The organism is Methylobacterium sp. Leaf104, from assembly GCF_001422885.1.
Taxonomy (GTDB): Bacteria; Pseudomonadota; Alphaproteobacteria; order Rhizobiales; family Beijerinckiaceae; genus Methylobacterium.
In genome coordinates this window covers 1-1516 of sequence record NZ_LMMZ01000031.1, presented here as the reverse complement: position 1 = coordinate 1516, position 1516 = coordinate 1, and the positions used below count along the sequence as shown (strand labels likewise).

The 1516-nt window shown below is 52.6% G+C and carries 1 protein-coding gene and 1 pseudogene; one reads left to right on the top strand and one right to left on the bottom strand.

Features of this window, described 5'->3' with window-relative positions; all coding sequences use genetic code 11:
* Positions 1-112: 112 nt before the first annotated feature.
* The gene (locus ASF49_RS23800; protein WP_156653051.1) at positions 113-325 is read right to left on the bottom strand and encodes a hypothetical protein; all 213 of its coding nucleotides are present in this window, start codon (positions 323-325) and stop codon (positions 113-115) included.
* A 724-nt stretch (positions 326-1049) separates the two neighbouring features.
* On the opposite strand from ASF49_RS23800, the pseudogene ASF49_RS23795 reads away from it, so the two are divergent.
* Positions 1050-1516, top strand: a pseudogene (locus tag ASF49_RS23795) (hypothetical protein); the annotation flags it as partial.

The window sequence follows — 1516 nt, the reverse complement described above, 5'->3', positions numbered from 1 at the left end:
CGCAGCCGCCGGCATCGCGATCCCCCCAAGCCCATCGCCGTGGCTTGCGAATCCGCAAAAACCTACCGTGTTCCCTCAGTCTGCCAAAGTAGTGCTAGTGCATGAGACGCATTCAATGGCCGATCCTTGAGTTCTCACGCGCCCAAAAAATGAACACCACCGGACGCCTCCATCCCGACGAGGCAGGATGACAGCTTGGAAAAGACGTCAGCACCTGCGAGCGACGCAACTGCCGCTTCACCACTACTGCGGCCTCCGAGGAGATCGCGTGCACTTGAAAGATCTGCTTGATTAGATCGAGACCGACGACGTGGATCTCAGACATGTTCGGTTCCTCTGCGTTCGAGAGCTGATCAGGAATCAGAACCCAGATCAGCGCTGCCGCTAGCAGGGCCGTTACACACCATCATACCTCAGGGAAGACCACTTTCCAAAGGGCCAGGCCAGCCGCTCCCTCTGGTATGAATGACAGGCCCCTCTCCCGAAGGACACATTAACCTTCGCCCACCCGGAAGAGTTTTGAAATAACCTGTTCAAGTGTGTTTGTTGAAGGCAGCGGCAAAACATTCTGATAGGGCGTCGAGCCGGGTTTAATTAATACGGTTGACACAGCCCATGCACATTATATAATTTTCAGGAACCCTGCCTGTAAGAGATTCAAGCGGTTGTGCCTGTTCGTTCTATCCACCGATGTTTACTAAGACAAAACTTGCTTAAGATAAAGAATTTTAGTACGGAATATGCTATTATGACTGATTTTTTCTCCAAGGAGATGACGTTTTCCGGCGAGCGCCTGTTATTTCCAGCATGTGCGCACAGGTTTATTGTCACGACCTATGCAGTTGTTAGGCAAGTTTCCCAACGGTCGCCCACTTGACGAAAAGCCAATCTGCGGCTTTGTAGCGTAATGATAGTTGAAAAGCTGGTTAAAAATCGCAAGCCTAACGAACGGAAAATTTACACACTCCTTAATGACAATCTTGACTTTCAGAGCAGTGGGGCGCCGCGAAGACAATAGTGGCTCCAGAATCAGAGCGGAGATCGATGATATGGCGGATGATTATGGTAACACACCTGCCACAGCAGGTCGCCTCACCGTTGGAGTCGACGCGTCTGGCACAATCGATACGGCTGGCGACACAGATTGGCTAGGAATTCAGCTTCTAGGAGGGCACAATTATATTATCCAAGAAAATGGCGCCTCTACGGGTGACGGCACCCTGACAGATCCATTGCTGCGTTTTTACAACGCAGCTGGAACCTTGCTGACCCAGAATGACGATGGTGGCTATGGCCTCAACTCGGAGTTGGCTATCCACGCCAACACTAGCGGCACCTACTACGTCAGCGCCGGTGCGTTCTCCTCAGCTACTGGTACATACCAGCTTGAGGTTCATGATACCGGGACGACCGGGCGCTTCGAAGCTCTGCACACTGGTATCTCGGCCTACACGCCCAATAGTGGCGGATGGGGCAGCGATGATCGCTTCCCACGCGAGCTGGCCGATGTGAACGG

Coding starts and splice junctions, on each gene's coding strand:
- ASF49_RS23800 (WP_156653051.1), bottom strand. CDS start 325: ATGTCTGAGATCCACGTCGTCGGTCTCGATCTAATCAAGCAGATCTTT.